The sequence below is a fragment of the Paenibacillus sp. OAS669 genome (genome assembly GCF_014873645.1).
GTDB lineage: Bacteria > Bacillota > Bacilli > Paenibacillales > NBRC-103111 > Paenibacillus_S > Paenibacillus_S vulneris.
Map to the genome: position 1 here is coordinate 41,155 of NZ_JADBDR010000025.1, position 20,564 is coordinate 61,718.

Annotated in this window: 21 protein-coding genes; 20 read left to right on the top strand and 1 reads right to left on the bottom strand. The window is 49.6% G+C overall.

The genetic code is table 11. The features are described from left to right. Nucleotides 1–29: 29 nt before the first annotated feature. The 20 genes from tilS to lysS all read left to right on the top strand — a co-directional run bounded on the left by tilS (nt 30) and on the right by lysS (nt 20,128). The gene (gene tilS / locus GGC63_RS32540; RefSeq protein WP_225948663.1) at nt 30–1,466 is read left to right on the top strand and encodes a tRNA lysidine(34) synthetase TilS; all 1,437 of its coding nucleotides are present in this window, start codon (nt 30–32) and stop codon (nt 1,464–1,466) included. Between the two features lie 39 nt (nt 1,467–1,505). Continuing rightward, on the top strand, nt 1,506–2,045 hold the full coding sequence (hpt, locus tag GGC63_RS32545; RefSeq protein WP_079914932.1) for a hypoxanthine phosphoribosyltransferase: 540 nt from the start codon (nt 1,506–1,508) through the stop codon (nt 2,043–2,045). Nucleotides 2,046–2,115: 70 nt separating this feature from the next. Then, on the top strand, nt 2,116–4,059 hold the full coding sequence (gene ftsH, locus GGC63_RS32550; RefSeq protein ID WP_079914933.1) for an ATP-dependent zinc metalloprotease FtsH: 1,944 nt from the start codon (nt 2,116–2,118) through the stop codon (nt 4,057–4,059). Between the two features lie 402 nt (nt 4,060–4,461). Next, complete coding sequence (nadA, locus tag GGC63_RS32555) at nt 4,462–5,400, top strand: quinolinate synthase NadA (RefSeq protein ID WP_079914934.1); 939 nt, start codon at nt 4,462–4,464, stop codon at nt 5,398–5,400. Between the two features lie 94 nt (nt 5,401–5,494). Beyond that, on the top strand, nt 5,495–7,108 hold the full coding sequence (nadB, locus tag GGC63_RS32560) for an L-aspartate oxidase (RefSeq protein WP_079914935.1): 1,614 nt from the start codon (nt 5,495–5,497) through the stop codon (nt 7,106–7,108). Next, complete coding sequence (gene nadC / locus GGC63_RS32565; RefSeq protein ID WP_192705819.1) at nt 7,101–7,970, top strand: carboxylating nicotinate-nucleotide diphosphorylase; 870 nt, start codon at nt 7,101–7,103, stop codon at nt 7,968–7,970. The genes nadB and nadC overlap by 8 nt, the downstream gene beginning before the upstream one ends. Then, entirely contained in the window at nt 7,967–8,731 is a 765-nt protein-coding gene (locus GGC63_RS32570) for a type III pantothenate kinase (RefSeq protein WP_192705806.1), read from the top strand. The genes nadC and GGC63_RS32570 overlap by 4 nt, the downstream gene beginning before the upstream one ends. Before the next feature lie 53 nt (nt 8,732–8,784). Beyond that, a complete protein-coding gene (hslO, locus tag GGC63_RS32575) occupies nt 8,785–9,654 on the top strand; it encodes an Hsp33 family molecular chaperone HslO (RefSeq protein ID WP_192705807.1) in 870 nt (289 codons plus the stop codon). 74 nt (nt 9,655–9,728) lie between these two features. After that, nucleotides 9,729–10,661: a peptidyl-prolyl cis-trans isomerase gene (locus GGC63_RS32580; protein ID WP_192705808.1), complete on the top strand. Its 933-nt coding sequence runs from the start codon at nt 9,729–9,731 to the stop codon at nt 10,659–10,661. Between the two features lie 138 nt (nt 10,662–10,799). Then, nucleotides 10,800–11,738 carry a cysteine synthase A gene (gene cysK, locus GGC63_RS32585; protein WP_079914940.1) on the top strand — a complete coding sequence of 313 codons (939 nt, stop codon included), beginning with the start codon at nt 10,800–10,802 and terminating at the stop codon, nt 11,736–11,738. Nucleotides 11,739–11,850: 112 nt separating this feature from the next. Continuing rightward, the gene (locus GGC63_RS32590; RefSeq protein WP_225948657.1) at nt 11,851–13,407 is read left to right on the top strand and encodes an anthranilate synthase component I family protein; all 1,557 of its coding nucleotides are present in this window, start codon (nt 11,851–11,853) and stop codon (nt 13,405–13,407) included. Beyond that, nucleotides 13,404–13,985: an aminodeoxychorismate/anthranilate synthase component II gene (pabA, locus tag GGC63_RS32595; RefSeq protein WP_192705810.1), complete on the top strand. Its 582-nt coding sequence runs from the start codon at nt 13,404–13,406 to the stop codon at nt 13,983–13,985. Before GGC63_RS32590 ends, pabA begins: the two co-directional genes overlap by 4 nt. Further along, on the top strand, nt 13,982–14,860 hold the full coding sequence (pabC, locus tag GGC63_RS32600; RefSeq protein ID WP_192705811.1) for an aminodeoxychorismate lyase: 879 nt from the start codon (nt 13,982–13,984) through the stop codon (nt 14,858–14,860). Before pabA ends, pabC begins: the two co-directional genes overlap by 4 nt. 12 nt (nt 14,861–14,872) lie before the next feature. Then, a complete protein-coding gene (gene folP / locus GGC63_RS32605) occupies nt 14,873–15,742 on the top strand; it encodes a dihydropteroate synthase (RefSeq protein ID WP_192705812.1) in 870 nt (289 codons plus the stop codon). An 8-nt stretch (nt 15,743–15,750) separates the two neighbouring features. Then, complete coding sequence (gene folB, locus GGC63_RS32610; RefSeq protein WP_192705820.1) at nt 15,751–16,113, top strand: dihydroneopterin aldolase; 363 nt, start codon at nt 15,751–15,753, stop codon at nt 16,111–16,113. A gap of 4 nt (nt 16,114–16,117) precedes the next feature. Continuing rightward, nucleotides 16,118–16,624: a 2-amino-4-hydroxy-6-hydroxymethyldihydropteridine diphosphokinase gene (gene folK / locus GGC63_RS32615; protein WP_192705821.1), complete on the top strand. Its 507-nt coding sequence runs from the start codon at nt 16,118–16,120 to the stop codon at nt 16,622–16,624. Next, nucleotides 16,606–16,815 carry a helix-turn-helix domain-containing protein gene (locus GGC63_RS32620; RefSeq protein ID WP_079914947.1) on the top strand — a complete coding sequence of 70 codons (210 nt, stop codon included), beginning with the start codon at nt 16,606–16,608 and terminating at the stop codon, nt 16,813–16,815. The genes folK and GGC63_RS32620 overlap by 19 nt, the downstream gene beginning before the upstream one ends. Nucleotides 16,816–16,842: 27 nt before the next feature. Then, nucleotides 16,843–17,862 (top strand): tRNA dihydrouridine synthase DusB, encoded by a 1,020-nt coding sequence (dusB, locus tag GGC63_RS32625; protein ID WP_192705813.1) that lies wholly within the window; start codon nt 16,843–16,845, stop codon nt 17,860–17,862. A 188-nt stretch (nt 17,863–18,050) separates the two neighbouring features. Continuing rightward, nucleotides 18,051–18,527, top strand: a complete 477-nt coding sequence (greA, locus tag GGC63_RS32630) for a transcription elongation factor GreA (RefSeq protein ID WP_079914949.1) — start codon at nt 18,051–18,053, stop codon at nt 18,525–18,527. Nucleotides 18,528–18,631: 104 nt separating this feature from the next. Continuing rightward, nucleotides 18,632–20,128, top strand: coding sequence for a lysine--tRNA ligase (lysS, locus tag GGC63_RS32635; protein ID WP_192705814.1), 1,497 nt, complete (start codon nt 18,632–18,634; stop codon nt 20,126–20,128). A gap of 10 nt (nt 20,129–20,138) precedes the next feature. Here lysS and GGC63_RS34780 read toward each other — a convergent pair. Continuing rightward, nucleotides 20,139–20,564 (bottom strand): hypothetical protein (locus tag GGC63_RS34780; protein ID WP_225948658.1); only part of this gene is annotated, 426 nt, incomplete at its 5' end.

Here is a 20,564-nt window from a genome sequence, read left to right on the forward strand (position 1 = left end):
ATAACGGCCGTATGAAAGGATTTATGGCGATGGATCTGGTATCAAGGATTGAGAGGCAATTGAAAGACGAACAGCTGCTTTGCCGAGGGGACAGTATCGTTGCTGCGGTATCAGGGGGACCTGATTCCATAGCCATGCTGCATGTCCTTTTTTTGCTGTCCGAACGATGGGAGTGGCGATTAACGGTAGCGCATGTCAATCATCAATTCAGGGTGGAGGAATCCGCAAGGGAAGCGGAGTTCGTCAAGGACTTTTCCGACAGGCTTGGCCTTCCGTGTGAAGTTGCCGTCATCAACGTTCCCCAGTATATTCAGGATAGCGGGATGAACGCGCAGGCGGCCGCCCGCGAGCTGAGGTACCGTTTCCTGCAGGAAACGGCCGCCAGGTTCGGCGCGGGGAAGATTGCTCTCGCCCATCATGCGGATGATCAGGCGGAGACCATGCTGATGCGGCTGCTCCGCGGTACGGGACCCTCCGGCCTGGCAGGAATCCCCATTCGGCGGACCGAACGGAATGTGGAACTTGTGCGCCCGTTGCTCCGTATATATAAATCAGAGCTGCTGGACTACTGCCATCATCATCAGCTTACTTATTTTATGGATAGCAGCAATCTGAGCACGAAGTATCTTCGGAACGAAATCCGTTTAGAGCTGCTGCCGATGCTTCAGCAAAGATATAATGATCAGCTGCCGCAGGCGCTCAATCGGCTGTCAGTTACAATGGCTGCAGAAGATGATTTTCTGGATCAGCAGGCATCCGCCATATTTGAACAAAATGTGGCCGTAGAAAGCGATTTCGCACAATGGTCAAGAAATTGGTTTGCCGGGGTACATGTTGCTTTACAAAGGCGATTGATTAAACTAATATTAAATTATCTTTCTTTTGAGGCCGATTCCCTTGATTTTACCAAGCTGGAGCAGATGAGGGAGCTAATCGTCAAGGAAGAGCCTTCCAACCAACGTATCGATATAGGACATAATCTGACGCTAACAAGGGAATATGACCGTATCCAATTACATACTTATGTGGTACCGCCTAAGCCCTACCTGTACACGTTACAGCCCCCTCAAGGTAGCTTGACCATTTCCGAAACGGGAGCGGTTATCGAATGCTCTTTGTTGGAGGAGGCGGGGAAGTACGAGCGCAATACCAGGGACAGAGCCTCGGAGTGGTTCGATGCAGATTTGCTGGCATTTCCGCTGACGGTACGCAGCCGCTCTGACGGGGACAGAATGAACCTGTTCGGACTAAACGGGTCGAAAAAAGTAAAAGATATTTTCATCGACGCCAAGATTCCGCCGAGTCTCAGAGCCAGAATACCTGTCATCGAGGATGCGGAGCACCGCATTATATGGCTGCCGGGGATTAGAAGATCCTCGTGGGCTCCGGTAACCGGGAATACGAAAGCATGGCTTCACTTGAAACTTTGCATGGAGGAAGGTTTTTTGTCCACTATGTTAAGATAGCATTACAAGATCATTTTATTCCAAGTAGGAGGTTCTCTCTTGCAAAACGACATTCAAGAAGTACTTTACAGCGAGCAACTGATTCAGGACAAAGTAAAGGAGATGGGCCAACAAATAAGCCGCGATTTCGAAGGACGCAATCCGCTAGTCATTTGTGTACTGAAGGGTGCGTTTATTTTTATGGCGGATTTGGTTAAACAGATTACAGTGCCCTTGGAAATTGATTTCATGGCGGTTTCCAGCTACGGTCAATCGACCAAATCGTCCGGGGTCGTCAAAATTATTAAGGATCTCGACGTTCCTGTAGAAGGACGGCACATTATTATTGTCGAAGACATTATTGATAGCGGATTGACCTTGAGCTATTTGATCGACGTATTGGAGCGCCGCAACGCTCTTTCCATTACGGTGGCCGCACTTTTCGATAAGCCTGGGCGTAGAACTGTGGAATTGGACGCAGACTATAAAGGGTTCGTTATTCCTGACGCGTTCGTTGTTGGATATGGTTTGGACTACGCGGAGAAGTACCGCAATTTGCCGTATGTCGGCATACTGAAGCCCGAGGTTTACTCCCATTAGCATTTCTTGTGATGCCAAGACTTGCTGTGGTACAATATACAAAGTTGCCGTTTTTGAGAGGAGGTAGGGGATGAATCGAATTATTCGCAATACAGGCTTTTATTTGCTCATTTTTTTGGTCACTGTCGGTATCGTTCACTTTATCAGCACACAGAATGACCAGAAAGACGTAATCAGCTACGATAAGCTCCGACAGGCCTTAATCAGCAAAAATGTGGAATCGGTCAGTTTGAGATATGACGGACAAACATACTTGGTTCGCGGTAAATATAAAACTCCAGAGTCGCCGGATAAGAAGAATTTCGAAACCCGGGCGCCTTACGACCAAGAAACCGTTACTTTGATCGAGAAGAGCGACGTGCCTAACATCGTCATCGAGAAAATGGAAGGGGACAATGTCTGGATCAGTTTCCTTACCTCCATTATTCCGTTTGTCATTATTTTCATCCTGTTCTTCTTCCTGTTGAATCAGGCGCAGGGTGGCGGCGGTAAGGTGATGAATTTCGGAAAAAGCCGCGCGAGGCTTTATAATGAAGAGAAGAAGCGCGTGACCTTTGAGGATGTAGCGGGGGCAGACGAAGAAAAGCAAGAGCTTGTGGAAGTAGTCGAATTTTTGAAGGATCCTCGCAAGTTTGCTGCCGTAGGAGCCAGAATTCCTAAAGGGGTTCTGTTGAATGGTCCTCCGGGAACGGGTAAAACTTTGCTGGCGCGAGCGGTTGCCGGTGAAGCAGGAGTTCCGTTCTTCAGCATAAGCGGTTCCGATTTCGTAGAAATGTTCGTCGGTGTGGGTGCATCCCGTGTCCGCGATTTGTTCGAAAACGCTAAGAAAAATGCACCTTGTATTATATTTATAGACGAGATTGACGCTGTAGGCCGTCAGCGCGGCGCCGGTTTGGGCGGCGGTCATGACGAGCGGGAGCAGACTCTCAACCAGCTCCTCGTGGAGATGGACGGATTCGGAGCGAATGAAGGGATTATTATCGTCGCGGCTACCAACCGGCCGGATATTCTAGACCCTGCGCTGCTTCGTCCGGGACGCTTTGACCGTCAAATTACGGTGGATCGTCCGGATGTCAAGGGCCGTGAAGCGGTACTCAAGGTACATGCTCGCAACAAGCCTTTGAATAAAGATGTTAAACTGGATGTGCTGGCGAGATACACAACAGGCTTTACAGGCGCTGACCTGGAGAACCTGCTCAATGAGGCTGCATTGATCGCGGCCCGCCGCAACCGGAAAGATATCTCTATGGAAGAGCTGGATGAAGCGTTCGACCGCGTTATTGTCGGTACGCAGAAGAAAGCTCGCGTCATCAGCGAACGCGAGAAGCGCATGGTGGCTTTCCACGAAGCCGGGCACACAATTATCGGCTACCATTTGGAGAATGCCGATATGGTCCACAAGGTTACGATTATTCCTCGCGGTCGTGCAGGCGGCTATGTCATGATGCTGCCTAAGGAAGGCGAAGACCGGATGATGAATACCAAGAACGAGCTTCTTGATAAAGTTACCGGTTTGCTGGGCGGACGCGTATCCGAGGAGCTGTTTATCGGCGAGATCGGTACTGGCGCGTACAGCGACTTCCAACGGGCAACCGGCATTGTACGCAAGATGATTATGGAATACGGCATGAGCGATAAGCTGGGTCCTATGCAGTTTGGTAATGTTCAGGGGCAAGTGTTCCTGGGCCGTGATTTCGGGCATGAGCAAAACTACAGTGATGCGATTGCCTATGAAATCGACCAAGAGATGCAGACGATCATCCGCAGCTGCTATGCCAGAGCAAAAGAAACGCTTGAGAAGTACGCGGATCAGGTTCGCCTGATTGCCGAAACCTTGCTCGAGAAGGAAACCCTCGAGAAAGAACAAATCAAGCAGCTCATCGAGAACGGCAGGCTGGATGATGCCGGCTCTGAAGTGAAGGTGAACATTGTCGGTCAACAGCAAACGGCAGATGCCAACAAGCTGGACTTCGACAAAGGTACTTCCGATGAGGAAGATAAAGAGAACAAATAAAGAGACACAGAACCGGAAGGCGAATGCCTTTCGGTTTTTTTGCGCCGTAGCTGTCTAGACACCACTTTCCCGTTAACAGATAAACAACTTGTTTACGAAACGGGGGGTTGCTGAAGCGAAGCTTAAGGTCTCAACTTTATGGAAGTACATCAGCGAGACAATGCACCCATTTTCACTGTCTTTATTTAGCCTTAACATAGAAACTGGACACTAGAGACCAAAGCACGGAACAACACCGTCATCTGCTGAATGAATTCGGGTATTTTGTTGTTATTTGAGCATTGACACCACCGGGGATGTTGTGTAAATTAGTTGTAAATCTTCAAACAATATGTGAACATTTTCACGACTTAGTTGTTAAATAAAAAGGGGCATAGGGACGGAAAGGATGGTAATGCGACGATGGAAGCATTAGCTCTGGAGCGCAAGGAAGAACAGAAAAGGGAGCTTAAGGAACGAATTGCTCAATTGAAGAAGGAACGCAACGCTATTATTCTTGCTCATTATTACCAACGTGATGAAATTCAAGAAATTGCTGATTTTCGCGGCGATTCTTTTTTGCTGGCCCAAAAGGCGGCATCGACCGACGCTGACGTTATTGTATTTTGCGGCGTTCATTTTATGGGCGAAAGCGCAAAAATACTGGCTCCGAACAAAACTGTTCTGATACCGGATGAGAGAGCGGGCTGTCCGATGGCCGATATGGTCAATGTGGATGGACTCCGTGCACTGAAGAAGCAGCATCCGAATGCCAAAGTGGTAGCTTACATTAACACTTCGGCAGATGTGAAATCCGAAACCGATATTTGCTGTACCTCGGCTAATGCTATCAAAGTCATTAACTCCGTCGACTCCGATGAGATCATCTGGGTGCCTGATAAAAACCTGGGTGATTACGTTTCCAAATTTACGGACAAAAAAGTCATTATTTGGGAAGGATATTGCAACACTCATGACATGTTAACCGTCAAAGATGTAGAGGAAATGAAAGCTCTCCATCCGAATGCCCAATTTGTGGTTCATCCGGAATGCCGCCCTGAAGTGGTGAAGCTGGGTGATTTTGTAGGCAGTACGACAGCCATTATCAAGTACTGTAAGGAATCTGACTGCCAAGAATTTATTGTTGGCACGGAAGACGGTACAGGATATCAGCTTCGCTTGGATAGTCCGAATAAGAAGTTCCATTTCGCAACAAAATATTTGGTTTGTCCGAATATGAAAGTCAACAATTTAAAAAAGGTTGCCAAATGTTTGGAGACGATGCAGCCGCAAATTTATGTACCGCCGCACATCGCAGAACAAGCCAAGGCGTCCCTGGAGCGCATGCTACAAGTGAAGTAGCATGCGCTACTCTCTTGTTTGTGTCAGTATGCATAAGCTCTATTTCCTTTGAAGCTTTTAACCATTTTTGGGCATTAAAGAAGGAGAGCGTATCATGATTCCACGTTATTTAGTCGACTTTCAACTGGACGAGCTGCCTCAAGTACATACAGATGTCATCGTTATCGGTGCGGGTATCGCCGGGCTTTTTACCGCTATTAAAGCCAGTCAGCATTTTAAAGTGCTGATGGTCACCAAAAAGTCGCTGTTGGACAGCAATACACGCTATGCTCAGGGGGGAATCGCCGCCGTAATTTCCGACGAGGACTCCCCCGAATACCACCACCAGGATACGCTGAACGCCGGGGCCGGGTTGTGCTCCTCAGCCGCGGTCAACGTCTTGGTGCATGAAGGCCCTGCCGGAGTTCAAGACCTGATTCAGATGGGGACGCAGTTCGATCTGGAGGATGGAGTGTTTGCCCTGACCAAGGAAGGGGCGCACAGCCAACGCCGGATTTTGCACGCTCATGGAGACGCAACGGGTGCGGAAATCGTCCGCGCCTTATCGGAAAAGACGAAGCAGCATCCGAATATCGAGCTGTGGGATGATCATTTTGTTATTGATCTGATTACGCAAGACGGGGAATGCTATGGAGCATTGGTTCAAAAGCCGGACGGGCAAAAAGTATTTGTACGTGCTAACGCAACCATCCTGTGTACTGGAGGAGCCGGGCAGTTGTTCCGCTATACAACGAACCCGGATATTGCGACTGCCGACGGAATCGCTATCGCGTATCGTGCCGGGGCTCTCATTCAGGATATGGAATTTGTTCAATTCCATCCGACAGCGTTATGCTACCCGGGCGCTCCAAGGTTCTTGGTTTCTGAAGCGGTACGCGGCGAAGGGGCTATATTAAGAAACATTAACGGCGAACGCTTTATGGAGAAGTACGATCCTCAGCTGGAGCTGGCCCCCAGGGACATTGTAGCGCGAGCGATTGTCAACGAAATGGAGCAGACGAAGTCGACCTTCGTTTATATTGATTTTACCCATGAGTCGGAAGAAACGGTGAAGCACCGGTTCCCGACGATTTATGAGTTTTGCTTGAATTACGGCCTGGACTTGTCCTCCGACTGGATTCCGGTCGCTCCTGCCGCTCACTATATGATGGGCGGGGTCAAAACCGATCTGTACGGCGAAACCGAGGTTGCAAGGCTGTTTGCTTGCGGTGAGGTTTCCTCTACAGGAGTTCACGGGGCCAACCGGCTGGCGAGCAATTCCTTGTCGGAGGCAATTGTGTTCGGGCGCAGAATCATAGAAAGAATTCATCAGCTTTCCCCTGTCGGATCCGTTCCGTCCATTTCGTCCGAGTCCAATCGGACAGAGCATGCCAAGCAGCCGATTGTGGAAAGAAGGCTTAAGCTGCAAAAGGTCATGCTGCGCTATGTAGGTCTCAAAAGAAATGCGGCAGGGCTGGAGAAGGGCTACGAGGAGCTAAAAAGGCAGATTTCGATCTATGATACCTGCTTGTCGAAGCGCGAGGATTATGAATTCGCCAATCTTCTTACCTGTGCGCTTCTTACGACGCAGGCCGCTTTGATTAGAGAGGAAAGCCGAGGGGGACACTATCGGGAGGATTTCCCTGAAAAAGATGACCTCCACTGGAGAAAGCATACGGTGTTCCATCGCGAGCACGGCATTACGGAGGGACGTATTGACGATGTATGAGCTGCAAATGGATTTAGTGAAGAAAAGCTTGAAAATGTGGCTGGAAGAGGATATCGGTATGGGCGACGTAACGACCATGTCGACCATTCCTCCCGGTCAGCAATCCAAAGGGATTATTCATCTTAAGGATAACGGGGTTATCGCAGGCCTGCCGATTGCTGAAGCCGTATTCTCCCTTGTCGACGAACAGCTTCGTTTTGAGTCCAAGGTGCAAGAGGGACAAGCTGTCAGCTACGGAACTGTATTGGCCGAGGTGACAGGAAGCACCCGCAGCATTCTGCTGGGCGAGCGGCTGGCATTGAATCTGATGCAGCGCATGTCAGGCATTGCGACTCGGACGAGACAATACGTAGACGCCCTGCAAGGATTGCCGGTCCGACTTGTGGATACGAGGAAGACGACGCCCGGTCACCGTCTGCTCGAGAAATATGCGGTGCGTATCGGCGGCGGTCATAACCACAGATTTGGCTTGTACGATGCGGTCATGATTAAAGATAATCATATTAAAGGCGCAGGCGGGATTAAGGAAGCGGTTCAGGCCGCACGTTCCCAGATTCCGCATACGATGAAGATCGAAGTGGAAGTCGAAAGCATGGAGCAGCTGGAGGAGGCTTTGAGCGCGAAGCCGGATATCATTATGCTGGACAACATGAAAACGGACCAAATGCGTGAAGCGGTTGTACGCATGAAATCCCAGGCTCCGCATATTCTTGTAGAGGCATCAGGATCTGTAAACCTAGACACTATACATGCCATTGCTTCTACGGGGGTAGACGTCATTTCCGTCGGTCGATTAACCTATTCGGTGCAAGCCTTGGATATCAGCCTGGATTTGAATGAGCGGAAAGGGGGAGCATCATGATACTGGCGGTGGATGTAGGGAATACGAACATCGTATTAGGCCTTTATGAAGGGGACCAGCTGCTGCATCATTGGCGATTAAGCACTAACCGCTCCAGCACGACCGACGAATACGGAATGATGATTTACAATTTGTTTCAGCATTCGGGGCTTGAGCTGGATCAGATCGAGGGCATTATTATTTCCTCCGTCGTTCCGCCGCTCATGTTTGTTCTCGAACAGTTATGTTCAAAATATTTAAAGAAAACCCCGCTTATCGTCGGACCGGGTATCAAGACAGGACTTAACGTTCGTTACGAGAATCCGCGCGAAGTCGGAGCGGACCGGATCGCGAACGCAGTCGCTGCTATCGAACTTTACGGCGCGCCATGCATCGTTGTTGATTTTGGTACGGCAACAACCTTTGATTATATTGATGCATCCGGCCAGTATATTGGGGGAGCAGTCGCACCGGGTGTCGGCATTTCCACCGAAGCCCTGTATCAGCGTGCGGCAAAGCTGCCGCGGATTGAACTTGTGAAGCCCAAATCGGTCGTCGGACGCAACACCGTCGCTTCGATGCAGGCAGGTATCATTTACGGCTTTGCCGGGCAGGTGGACGGAATTGTGGGACGTATTCGCGAGGAGCATAACGCCCAGGCGAAGGTTATCGCTACAGGAGAAATGGCCGAGCTTATAGCGAGCGAGTCCCGTACTATAGAGAAGGTGAATCCGCTTCTGACGCTTCAGGGGCTGCAGATGATCTATCGGCGTAACCAATAGGAATTGGATGAACGCATCCTAATCAAACCAACCAGCATAGAAAGGGAACCTCAATGCGTGATTATTTAATTCGAGCAACGGCGATGGGCGGCAAGGTAAGAGCCTTTGCTGTATGCTCTACCGGAATAGTAGATGAGATTAGCAAACGCCACCAAATGACTCCAACCACAACGGCGGCGCTGGGAAGAACGATGTCGGCAGGCCTGATGATGGGGGCTATGCTGAAGGGTGAGGAGAAGCTCACCATCATGATTAAAGGCGGGGGCCCCATCGGTCAGATCGTAGTGGACGCCAATGCCAAGGGAGAAGTACGCGGCTATGTAGCCAACCCACAGGCGGATCTCCCCCTTAACACGGTAGGTAAACTTGATGTAGCAGGTGTGGTCGGCACCGAGGGCTACATTAGTGTTGTGAAAGACCTGGGGCTGAAAAAGCCATATAGCGGGAGCGTTCCTTTGATCTCCGGAGAGCTTGCCGAAGATTTTACGTACTACTTTGCCACATCGGAGCAAACGCCTTCGGCGGTTGGTTTAGGGGTGCTGGTAGGCGTAGATTATGCCGTTACTTCTGCAGGAGGCTTTGTGATCCAGCTTCTGCCCGGATTGAAGGAGGATGAAATCTCGATCATCGAGCAGCTGCTTTCGAAAGTTGAGCCTGTATCCGCCCTACTTGAACAAGGGCTGGATCTGGAGCAGATTTTGCAGCGTATTGTTCCTGATGTTGAGGTGTTGGAGGAAATGGACGTATATTTCCGCTGCCAATGCTCTCGGGAACGCGTGGAGCAAACCTTGATCTCATTAGGACGTGACGAACTGGAGCAGATCCTGGAAGAGGACGGGAAATCCGAGGTCGTCTGTCATTTCTGTAACGAACACTACACCTTTGACGAAGAGGATTTAAAATCTATCATCAATCAGCTTTAACCGGACGATATAAAGGTTGAGACAACCTATTGGAATACCAATAAAGCAATAGTGACCATACGAGGGGATTAGGAATGCGAAACATTAAGATACTGTGGGGAGTCGTAGCGGTTTTGTTCATTGCCGTTGTCATCCTTTCCTCCGTATTGTCTGCCGATCTAATCAACCAACGACATGTCGACATGAGCCCGGATCAGACGAAGCAGAACCCGTCAGTAAAAGTCATCGCAACTATCGGAGATAAGACCATTACCAGCATGGAATTGGAACAACAGCTGCTGCAAAAGCATGGCCGGGAATTGTTGAATCAAATGGTGGATCATGAAGTCATTCGCATGGAAGGCAAGGCATTGGGCTTGTTTGTGGAGGAAAGCGAAATCCAGAAGGAACTAAAACGCATGCAGCAAGGCTATGATAATGAAGGACAGTTCTATGAATCGATGAAGGTCCAGCTGGGACTGACGCCAGAGGCTCTTAAAGCCGATATTTACGACAAGCTGCTTCAGGAGAAGATCATTACGAAGGATATTATTGTTTCGGATGAACAGGTCAATGCCTATATCCAGTCCCATCCCGAAGAATTTAAAGCAGCGGCCCAGCTTCGTTTGCAGCAGATCGTCGTAAGCAGCAAGGATCAGGCGGCCAAAGTAGCGGCTGACGTAAACAAGGGGATTGAATTTGCCCAGATTGCCAAAGACCGGAGCTTGGATGATGCGACCCGCGATAACGGCGGGGATCTGGGATGGGTGGAGGAAGACGACCCTTTTATCGCCCCGGCCATTATGAAAGCGGCTAAACAGCTTAAGCCAGGCGAGGTAAGCAAACCGATCGACTTGAACGGGCAGCTTTATATTATCAAATTGAAGGATCGGAAGGAGCAGCCTAAGGAGAGCAAAGAGACGATCATGGAAAGTGTACGCAAAGAGCTCGCTCTTCGTGCAGCGCCACCGCTTAAGGACGCGATAAAAAAGCTGCGGGAAAAATATAAAGTACAGGTTATGATGTAGCTGGGGCAAATCCTTGCTGGTAAACACATCCACAAAATGATATTGACAACCTAAGCTCCGGTTGATAAGATATTATTATAATACCTACCAATTTACTCGGATATTATACATCATATCTATTTTAGGAGGAACGTCAGGATGGCAAAACTAGTTCAGAACATAACACAATTAATCGGTGGAACCCCGTTAGTCAAACTGAATCGCGTTGTGCCGGAAGGCAGCGCAGAAGTGTATGTTAAGCTGGAGTATCAAAATCCGGGTGCGAGCGTAAAGGACCGTATCGCCATCAGCATGGTGGAAGTAGCCGAGCAAGAGGGCAAGCTGAAGCCGGGTGATACCATCATTGAGCCGACAAGCGGTAATACGGGAATCGGCCTGGCCATGGTAGCTGCAGCTAAGGGTTACAAAGCCATTCTGGTGATGCCTGAAACGATGAGTATAGAGCGCCGCAACCTGCTTCGTGCATACGGTGCTCAATTGGTACTGACTCCTGGAGCGGAAGGCATGAAAGGCGCTATCAAGCGCGCGGAAGAGCTGCTGGCCGAGAATCCGACTTATTTCATGCCGCAGCAATTTAAAAACCAAGCGAACGTGAAAATCCACCGTGAAACAACAGGTCCGGAAATCGTGGAAGCCATCCAATCCCACGACGGTAAGCTGGATGCATTCGTGGCCGGTATCGGAACCGGCGGTACCATTACGGGTGCGGGAAGCGTGTTGAAAGAGAATTTCCCTAACATTAAAATTTATGCAGTTGAACCAAGTGCATCTCCGGTATTGTCCGGCGGTAAACCAGGTCCTCATAAAATCCAGGGAATCGGTGCAGGCTTCGTTCCTGATATCCTGAACACTTCGGTGTACGATGAGGTCATTCCTGTCGAGAATGACGACGCATTCGAGACCTCCCGCCGTGTGGCCAAAGAAGAAGGGATCCTTGGCGGTATTTCTTCCGGTGCGGCTATCTTTGCAGCATTAAAAGTTGCCAAAGAATTGGGTCCGGGCAAACGGGTTGTCGCTATCCTTCCAAGTAACGGTGAAAGATATCTCAGTACGCCATTGTATCAATTCGAAGACTAATAACGAAAAAGCAAAGGCCCTTCCTGTCGAGAGGGGCTTTTTTTCGTTTGCAATATCAAGTATACTTAGTCCAAAACTTATGAATGAGAAGCAAGGAGGGGCGTCCGTTACGATGATAACCTACGAACAATGGCGGCAATGGGCGGGCCGCTATACGATGCTTCCCTACGTACGGCGTTACCCCTTGGAGGAAGATCGGTTGATTTCTTGGGAAACGGCCTGGGAGCAAGCGTCGCCGGGTTCCTTTGTACTGGAGAGCGGAAAGGGAGGAAGGTATACCTTTCTAGGGTTAAAGCCTGTATCTGCCATCCGTGGCAAAGGAATGCGAACCGTCGTTCATCATGAAGACGGCACCGTGACCGAGGGAGAAGGAGCGCCTCTTGAAGCGGTAAAGCAATGGATGGCTGAATATCGCTCACCTGCTGTTCGCGGTCAAGGGCTGCCCAAATTTCTGGGAGGCTGCGTCGGCTATTGGGGCTATGATGTCGCCCGTTCTATCGAGAGGCTCCCGGAGACAGCCTCGGACGACCTGCCGGTGCCGGATTATGCTTTTGCCAGATTCGACCGGATTTGGATTATCGACCATGAGGAGCAAGTGCTGTATTGTGCCGTTCACAAGATGAGCACGGAAGAGGCTGACGCCTTGGCCGAGCTTTACCGTGAAGCGGAAGCGGACGCAGACCAGATGAAGCGCCAATGGGATCTCGTTGCAGCCGCGAATCGAACGGAGAAGTATAGGGCCCTCCGTGAAGGCATGATGGAACGTATACATCAAGACCTGCTTCATATCGACGTCGACTCCATTGAAGGCATTCAGGCGGATTTCCCAAGAGAAGCCTACATTCAGGCGGTTCAACAGATTCAGCGCTATATCGGGGCTGGAGATGTGTTTCAGGTCAATTTGTCTGTCAGACAGCATAAACGGCTGCATGCTTCGCCTGAGGCAATCTATGAATGGCTGAGGGTCGTTAATCCGTCTCCTTACATGGGACTGCTGCGGTTCGGGGACTTTCACATTGTATCGGGATCGCCGGAGCTGCTGGTTCAGCTTGAAGAGGATACCGTGAGGACCCGGCCTATCGCCGGAACCCGGCCGAGAGGGAAGGATGCCGAGGAAGACCGGCGCCTGGCGGATGAATTGATCCATCATGAGAAGGAACGTGCGGAGCACATTATGCTGGTCGATTTGGAGCGCAATGATCTGGGGAAAATATCTACCTACGGTACGGTAAAGGTCAAAGACTTCATGGTCATCGAATATTATTCCCACGTCATGCATATCGTCTCGCAGGTAGAAGGGAAGCTGGCGCCGGGCAAAGAAGCTTACGATGTCATTGCGGCGGCATTCCCCGGCGGAACGATTACAGGGGCTCCCAAGGTTCGCACGATGGAAATAATCGAAGAGCTTGAACCTGTACGCAGAGGCCCGTATACAGGGTCTATCGGATGGATTGACTACAATGGCGATATGGAATTTAATATTATTATACGGACTTTGGTCATGGCGGAAGGGATAGGCTACGTGCAAGCCGGAGCCGGCATTGTGATAGACTCCGTCCCAGAGAAGGAATATACCGAATCCATCAACAAGGCTAAAGCGATGTGGAAAGCAATTCAATATAGCGAATGGAATGAAAAAAATGGAAGCGCGGGGGGTATAAAGCTGTGATCCTAGTCATTGATAATTACGATTCGTTTACTTATAATTTGGTGCAATACTTGGGCGAGCTCGGTCAACAGGTAGAGGTTCGCCGCAATGACGAAATCGACTTGGCCGGTATCGAGGCTCTGAAGCCGGACCATATTCTGATATCTCCGGGGCCGTGCACTCCGAACGAAGCGGGAATCAGCCTGTCGCTGATCGAGCATTTTAAAGGGAAAATTCCGATTCTTGGCGTATGTCTCGGACATCAATCGATCGGCCAAGTATTTGGCGGTGAGGTCGTTCGGGCCGAGCGGCTCATGCATGGCAAGACCTCCCCGATCCTGCATGACGGGAAAACCCTTTTCAAGGATATCCCATCACCTTTCACGGCCACCCGATACCATTCCCTGATCGTCAAGAGAGAGACGCTGCCCGATTGCCTGGAAATCAGTGCAGAGACGGAGGAAGGCGAGATTATGGGGCTCCGCCATAAGGAATATCCTATTGAAGGCGTACAATTCCATCCCGAATCTATCATTACCGATCACGGATTGCGTCTTCTGCGCAACTTTTTGAATGAAACGGCAGTGAAGCAGGCGTGAACATCTATGTCAACGGAAGCTTAATAGCGGAAGAACAGGCCGTGGTCTCAGTATACGATCACGGTTTTCTTTACGGCATAGGACTCTTTGAAACGCTCCGTACGTATAACGGGCAGCCTTTCTTGCTCAAGGAACACCAGGATCGGTTGATTGCAGGCTGCGAACAGCTGGGCATGGATTATCAGCCGGGGACCGGAGAGTGGGAGGGAATTATCGAATCGCTCCTTAAAGCGAACGGGTTAGAGGATGCCTACTTCCGCTTTACGGTAACGGCGGGGGAAGATATTTTGGGGCTTCCCGCCGGGGAATACTGCAAACCCAATTTGATTGTGTACGTCAAAGGATTGCCGGCTCGGGACGAGAAGCTGTATCGAGAGGGGAAGCCGCTGCAGCTGCTAACCTTGCCTCGAAACACGCCAGAAGGAAGCGTAAGATTCAAATCCCTTCATTATATGAATAATATATTAGCCAAGCGTGAAATGAAGCGGTACCTATGGGCAGGCGGAGCCGAAGGCTTGCAGACCGACAAGCAGGGCTTTCTTGCCGAAGGGATCGTAAGCAATCTGTTTTTCGTCAAAGACGGTCAGCTGCATACTCCAACGCTTGATACGGGAATATTGCCGGGCATAACGAGAGCTTTTGTTATGGATCTGGCCAAACAGCTCGGTATAGCAGTGGAAGAAGGCTGGTACCGATGGGGAGATTTACAGCTGGCGGATGAAGCTTTTATTACGAATTCCATTCAGGAGATCGTTCCGGCGACGACACTGTATGATCCGGAGGGCCATTCCCGCATGGTAGGTAGCGGTACGTCCGGTCCGGTGACGAGGAGGCTCGTAGAGCTGTACGGGCAACACACAATAATACGGAAATGACGGTGAACGCTCATGTCGAAATCAGTCAATGAGCAGCAGCCTTACATAGACTGCCGCGGAATAGCTTTGGATGTATATCACGAAACAGTCATTATGGGAATTTTGAATGTTACTCCGGATTCTTTCTCGGATGGGGGGAAGTTTACCGATCTTTCCACCGCTGTCGACCATGCTAAACAGATGGTGGCCGACGGAGCCGGGATTATTGATATTGGAGGAGAGTCGACCCGCCCGGGCGCGGCGTTTGTTACATTAGAGCAAGAGCTGGAGCGGGTTATTCCTGCCATCCGGGCTTTGAAGGAAGCCGGCATTCAGGTGCCCCTGTCGGTGGATACCTACAAGACAGAGGTGGCAAGACAAGCGCTGGAGGCGGGGGCCCATCTATTGAACGATATTTGGGGACTGAAGAAGGACCTCCATATGGCGAAGCTTGCCGCCGAATACGGGTGTCCCATCGTGATTATGCATAATCGCGTGAAGGCGGAGTATGATAATTTCATTCCCGATGTGATCGGGGATTTGCTGGAAAGCGTCGGGATAGCCCACGATGCAGGCGTGAAAGACCATCAGATTATTTTGGACCCGGGAATCGGGTTTGCCAAATCCTACGAGCAAAATTTGCAGCTGATGAACGAGCTTCATCAAATTGCCGCAATAGGCTATCCCGTCCTGCTTGGAACCTCCCGCAAAACGATGATCCGCACCGCTTTGCAGCTTCCTGCGAACGACGTAGTGGAAGGAACTGCGGCTACGGTAGCCATGGGGATTGCACAAGGCTGTCGAATTATGCGGGTTCATGATGTCAAATCCATGAAGCGCGTCGCTGTCATGGCAGACACTATTATCAAGCACCGTCTTCCAATCAAGAGCGATGAGAAATGAGGTAAATGATGGATAAAATCATATTGAGCGGCATGCAATTTTATGGGTATCACGGCGTGTTTCCCGAGGAAAATAAGCTGGGTCAGCGGTATCACGTCGATGTAGAAATGCATATGTCCTTGGACAAACCGGGAGCTACGGATCATCTCGAGGACACCATCAACTACGCGGAAGCATATGAGCTCATTAAGAACATCGTGGAGAAGCGAATTTTCAAGCTGATTGAAGCTTTAGCCGAGCAGGTTGCATCTGAGCTTCTACAAACTTATACTAGTATAAATGCAATTACTGTACGCGTCAGGAAGCCGCATCCGCCGGTTGCAATGGTGTTCGATGGCGTTACAGTTGAAATTCATAGAAAGCGGGCATAAGTTCATGGGCTCACAGCCTTCACATTGCGTATACATTGCGCTTGGCTCCAATATGGGGGACAGAGAACGTTTGCTGCTTAAGGCGATTCGCCTGCTGGCAGAACACGAAACGATAGAGGTTAGCGGCTGTTCCGGTATTTACGAAACGGAGCCTGTAGGCTACGTAGACCAGGCGGCTTTTCTTAACATGGTCATTGAAATCAGGACGTCCCTGGAGGCGAAAGAGCTGCTAGGCGTTATGCAGCATATTGAACAAAGCCTCGGGCGTACGCGGGAGCTCCGTTGGGGACCGAGAACGATCGATTTGGATATGCTGCTGTACGATGATTTACGCCAGGACGATCCGACGCTTATCCTTCCCCATCCAAGAATGCTGGAACGAGCCTTTGTCCTTGTGCCGTTGGTCGAGGTCATGCAAGCGCGGCGTGAGCAGCAGGCTGCCGAATGGGCGGCTCACCTAGAAAAGCTGGAGGGAAAGGAAGGCGTTGCTTTATGGAAAAAAATGCAATAGCACAGCGCATCCGCGCTTTTCGTAAGCTTAAGGGGTTCACCCAAAATGAATTGGCGGATCAGCTCGAAGTGTCCATCGCCGTGCTTGGTGCCATCGAACGAGGGACGCGGAAGCCTGATCCCAAGATCATCCGAAAAATATCTGAAGTCCTGGGCATCGACCCGGATGAATTGCTGCCTGCTGCGAAGTAGGAACGAATGCGGAAGGAGGGAATTAACATGTTGAAGATAGGAAATGTAGAAGCGCCGAACCAGGTGGTATTGGCTCCGATGGCGGGTGTATGTAACCCTGCTTTCAGACTGATTGCCAAGGAATTCGGCTGCGGGCTTGTTTGTGCGGAAATGGTGAGCGATAAAGCTATTTTGCATGGCAATCACCGTACTATGGAGATGCTTTATGTGGATGACCGGGAGAAGCCGCTCAGCTTGCAAATTTTCGGCGGGGACACGGAATCTCTTGTCGAAGCGGCCAAATATGTAGATCAGCATACCAATGCGGATATTATTGATATTAACATGGGGTGCCCGGTTCCCAAAATCACCAAATGCGATGCGGGGGCACGTTGGCTTCTGGATCCCCCCAAGATCGAGCAAATGATATCAACCGTGGTCAAATCGGTAAAGAAGCCGGTAACGGTGAAGATGCGTATCGGTTGGGATGATGAGCATATTTATGCCGTAGAGAACGCCAAGGCCGTAGAGAATGGCGGAGGCGCAGCTGTATCCGTACATGGACGCACTCGCGTACAAATGTATACGGGACACGCTAATTGGGACATTATTAAGGAAGTTAAAGAATCCGTGTCGATTCCTGTCATTGGCAACGGCGATGTTTGCACACCGGAAGACGCCAAGCGAATGCTGGATCAGACAGGTGTCGATGGGGTAATGATCGGTCGGGCTGCACTCGGGAATCCGTGGATGCTGTACCGGACCATACAATACTTAACGAACGGCGAATTGCTTCCTGAGCCATCAGGGCAAGAGAAAATGCGTATTGCTCTTCTTCATATGGACCGTTTGGTTGCGCTCAAAGGGGAGCATGTAGCCGTGAAAGAAATGCGGAAGCATCTGGCGTGGTATTTGAAGGGACTGCCGGGAGCTGCTCGTGTCAAGGACGTAATTATGGAGCAAACGAAGCGGGATGAAATGGCCCGTGTGCTGGAAGAATTCGTGGCGTCATTGGGTCAGGAATCCCATAGTGATGCAGCCTCGGAGACATCCGCAGCGGTACAATAATTGGGCTTTTTGCAGCATTTGGTTCAGATTGACATTTGAATGGGGTTGCAATATAATCAGTCAATAGTCATTACAAGCGGATCAGGCATCAGGATCTCGATCGTTAATATATTATTTATAAGTGAATTCATAGTCGAAGGAATCAGCTCGAAATATGAAAATCTTTCACATGACAGGAGATTGTTGCAATGAGTGAAAAAGAAGTCATCCTGACTCAGGAAGGTTTGAAAAAACTTGAGGAAGAGTTAGAGCACCTCAAATCCGTCAAGCGCCGCGAGGTTGCCGAACGGATCAAAGTAGCAATCGGCTACGGTGATATCAGCGAGAACTCCGAATATGAAGATGCTAAGAACGAGCAAGCGTTTATCGAAGGCAGAATTTTGACGCTGGAGAAGATGCTCCGGAATGCTCGGATTATTAATAATGATGATGTCGACACAGACACCGTCAGTGTTGGCTCTATCGTCACCCTGAAGGACCTGGAATTCGGCGATATCGTGGAATACAACATTGTAGGTACAGCGGAATCGGATCCGTTCCAAAATAAAATCTCCAACGAAAGCCCGGTAGGTAAAGCTATTCTTGGCAAATCGAAAGGCTCTTTGGTTGACGTTAACGTACCTGCGGGCGTGATTCAGTACGAAATCATCGATATTAAGAAATAAGATGGGTTTTATGCGGTAGTTATTGTAAAAGCCGTCGATAGAAAGCTTCCTTTGGAAGCTTTTTTAACGTATAGACAGCAAATCATAAGGAGCTGGGAACTAGCATGACTGTAGAACAAGAAATAAACGAATTGCTTCAGATCAGAAGAAACAAATTGGACGAGCTTCGCTCGCTTGGCATTGACCCGTTTGGGCAAAAATTTGACCTTACCCATCATGCGGCCGATCTGCTTAAAGCATATGATGAAGTTTCCAAAGAGGACTTGGAAGCACAGGAGATTGAGGTCAGCATTGCCGGACGCATTATGCAAAAGCGCGGCATGGGCAAGGCGAGTTTTGCCCATATCCAGGACATTACCGGCAAAATTCAAATTTATGTCCGTGAAGATGCGGTCGGAACGGTGAAATACAAAGCCTTTGATATGCTTGATATCGGGGATATCGTCGGTGTTAAAGGAAGCATGTTCAAAACAAAGACAGGCGAGCTGTCCGTAAAAGCGCTGGAGGTAGAAGTGCTCTCCAAATCGCTCCTGCCGCTCCCTGAAAAATATCACGGGCTGAAAGACGTTGAGCTTCGTTACCGCCAGCGTTACGTGGACCTGATCATGAATCAGGAAGTGCAGCAAACGTTCATTACACGCTCCAAAATTATTCAATCGATGCGCCGCTACCTGGATTCCCGCGGGTACTTGGAAGTAGAGACGCCAACGCTTCATGCTATTGCAGGGGGAGCGTCCGCACGTCCGTTTATTACGCATCATAATGCGCTGGACATGCAGTTGTATATGCGTATCGCCATTGAGCTTCATTTGAAACGCCTGATTGTCGGCGGCATGGAGAAGGTATATGAGATCGGCCGCGTATACCGTAACGAGGGGATTTCCACCCGTCATAACCCTGAATTTACGATGATCGAGCTGTATGAAGCTTATGCCGATTATCAGGACATCATGAAATTGACGGAAAACATGATTGCCCATATTGCTCAGGAAGTATTGGGTACGACCAAAATTCAATACCAAGGCCATGAAGTCGACCTGGCTCCGCAATGGAGACGTGTTTCGATGGTGGATGCTATTAAAGAAGTCGTAGGTGTCGATTTCAGCAAGCATATGACCGATGAGGAAGCTCATCAATTGGCCAAAGAACATAAAGTGCCGGTAGAGCCTATGATGACATTCGGCCACATCGTGAACCAGTTCTTCGAAACGTTCGTTGAAGAAACGCTGATTCAGCCTACTTTTGTATACGGGCATCCTGTTGCTATTTCTCCATTAGCGAAAAAGAATGAACAAGACCCGCGGTTTACCGACCGTTTCGAATTGTTTATTGTTGCCCGCGAGCATGCCAATGCCTTTACGGAGCTGAATGATCCTATTGATCAGCGGGAGCGGTTTGAAGCTCAGCTGTTGGAGCGCGAGCAAGGCAACGATGAGGCACATGAAATGGACGATGACTTTATTCGTGCTCTGGAATACGGTATGCCGCCGACAGGCGGACTGGGCATCGGCATAGACCGTCTGGTCATGCTGCTGACCAACGCTCCTTCTATTCGCGATGTGCTGTTATTCCCATTGATGCGTGAGCGTCAAGGCGACTAAGCTTTATATTTCAACGAAACGTATCTTCCCGTTGTGGAAGGTACGTTTTTTCTATATAGACTTTATAAACCTCTGGGTTCTCACAAAGCACCTGAATTGGTTTGAGCCAAGGTCCGCTTCGCGGGTTTTCGGGAAACGAATTTACAGGATAAGGAAACAAAATAAGGTTGCATTTTAGGTTCGGTTTTGGTATATTACTCTTTGTCGCTTTTGAGGCTCTGTTGGTTAAGTGCTTGATTTCATCAGATGATGAAGTGGTAATAAAAAGTACTTGCAATTGAGCAGGCGAATGTGATATATTATAAAAGTCGCCGCTAAACAAGGTGACGATAAACAAGAGAACATTGTCCTTTGAAAACTGAACAACGAGTGAATGTTTGAACAGAGAATGAAAATTCTCGCTAGCATTGAATTTTGAGCTTAAGACAAGCTCTAT

Coding starts and splice junctions, on each gene's coding strand:
- greA (WP_079914949.1), top strand. CDS start 18,051: ATGAGTGAAAAAGAAGTCATCCTGACTCAGGAAGGTTTGAAAAAACTT.
- GGC63_RS32570 (WP_192705806.1), top strand. CDS start 7,967: ATGATACTGGCGGTGGATGTAGGGAATACGAACATCGTATTAGGCCTT.
- GGC63_RS32580 (WP_192705808.1), top strand. CDS start 9,729: ATGCGAAACATTAAGATACTGTGGGGAGTCGTAGCGGTTTTGTTCATT.
- dusB (WP_192705813.1), top strand. CDS start 16,843: ATGTTGAAGATAGGAAATGTAGAAGCGCCGAACCAGGTGGTATTGGCT.
- folB (WP_192705820.1), top strand. CDS start 15,751: ATGGATAAAATCATATTGAGCGGCATGCAATTTTATGGGTATCACGGC.
- nadA (WP_079914934.1), top strand. CDS start 4,462: ATGGAAGCATTAGCTCTGGAGCGCAAGGAAGAACAGAAAAGGGAGCTT.
- nadC (WP_192705819.1), top strand. CDS start 7,101: ATGTATGAGCTGCAAATGGATTTAGTGAAGAAAAGCTTGAAAATGTGG.
- nadB (WP_079914935.1), top strand. CDS start 5,495: ATGATTCCACGTTATTTAGTCGACTTTCAACTGGACGAGCTGCCTCAA.
- hslO (WP_192705807.1), top strand. CDS start 8,785: ATGCGTGATTATTTAATTCGAGCAACGGCGATGGGCGGCAAGGTAAGA.
- ftsH (WP_079914933.1), top strand. CDS start 2,116: ATGAATCGAATTATTCGCAATACAGGCTTTTATTTGCTCATTTTTTTG.
- lysS (WP_192705814.1), top strand. CDS start 18,632: ATGACTGTAGAACAAGAAATAAACGAATTGCTTCAGATCAGAAGAAAC.
- GGC63_RS32590 (WP_225948657.1), top strand. CDS start 11,851: ATGATAACCTACGAACAATGGCGGCAATGGGCGGGCCGCTATACGATG.
- folK (WP_192705821.1), top strand. CDS start 16,118: ATGGGCTCACAGCCTTCACATTGCGTATACATTGCGCTTGGCTCCAAT.
- tilS (WP_225948663.1), top strand. CDS start 30: ATGGATCTGGTATCAAGGATTGAGAGGCAATTGAAAGACGAACAGCTG.
- GGC63_RS32620 (WP_079914947.1), top strand. CDS start 16,606: ATGGAAAAAAATGCAATAGCACAGCGCATCCGCGCTTTTCGTAAGCTT.
- cysK (WP_079914940.1), top strand. CDS start 10,800: ATGGCAAAACTAGTTCAGAACATAACACAATTAATCGGTGGAACCCCG.
- folP (WP_192705812.1), top strand. CDS start 14,873: ATGTCGAAATCAGTCAATGAGCAGCAGCCTTACATAGACTGCCGCGGA.